2 protein-coding genes are annotated in these 1081 nt (G+C 49.4%); both read left to right on the forward strand.

Annotation, left to right across the window (positions count from 1 at the left end):
- Window positions 1-760, forward strand: a 760-nt coding sequence (locus AC1D1X_RS24135) for a hypothetical protein (RefSeq protein ID WP_477699464.1), incomplete at its 5' end; no start/stop codon positions are given.
- Window positions 761-789: 29 nt separating this feature from the next.
- Window positions 790-1081: hypothetical protein (locus AC1D1X_RS24140; protein WP_477699465.1), on the forward strand; the 292-nt coding region annotated here is incomplete at its 3' end.

A 1081-nucleotide genomic window follows, 5' to 3' on the forward strand; every position in this document is an offset into this window, starting at 1 on the left:
TCCTAATAGGAAAGCTCTGGAAGATGGAAAGGAACTAATAGAAAAGCATCTCAATGGACACTTGAAAAAAATCGCTCTTACAAAAGAGCTGCAGTGTTTGTGGGGGCGCGCGATTCTTGAGTGGAGTCGAAGTTCGTTCGAGAACATGCACTCACGTTGTAAGCGTGAAAACTATGCTGAGGTATCGCCGGAGTTTTCTACGTTCTACAAATTTCTGTTTTATGTTGGGCCGAGAACTTCTCAAGAGCTCTCAATTGATCGCATAGACAACTCTAAGGGATACGCACCGGACAACTGTCAGTGGGCCACAAAAAAGGAACAAGCTGGCAATCGCCGAAATACGATCTATCTGACCCACGACGGGGATACCAAACCTCTAACCCGTTGGGCGGAGCTTACGGGGGTGGCGGTCCGCGAACTGCGCGCACGCCGCGATAAAGGGCTAAGCGATAGCGAGGTAATTACGGGAGAAACTCTCGTCGTTTTACCGGGCACCTCAAAGTGGCCTCCGCAGAGTTGGAAGGCGTATGAGGCTACTGTTCAGGCCTGCAGAAGATGGAGTAGAGCTGACCGCGAAAAGCTGGCGAACACCATTCTGGCTAGGCTTCGAGGCATTGATGAAATGATGGACTTCGACTGCATACGCGATGAAGCAATGCGGGAACAAAGAAAGGAGCTCGTTGACGCAGAACTGCGATGGAGCGAAGAGTACGGTCGCCTTGAAGGTTTACTCCGGCAGGTTAGGGCTATCCGAAGCTAGAGCAATGACGTTCCACAGAAAGACACAGAATGCCACATCAAAATAATGATCTAAGTCCGAAGCAAAGACTGGCGGTGCAATTAATTGCACAGGGACTCTCGCGCAAGCAGGTATCTATGAAGCTTTCAATAGACCCCGGAACCCTGTCTAGATGGCGAAGAATTTCGAGCTTTCAACAGGAATTAGAGAAAGCGTTGGCTCAAGGGGAAAGAGATGTCATGGACACATTTCGTGCGTCAAGAATTGCAGCATTTGACCGTTTGTCGAGTCTCGTCGCCTCATCAAATCAGTCGGTTGCTCTTAAGGCAATCGGATTAATTG

This window comes from Polaromonas sp. P1_G4 (assembly GCF_056405475.1).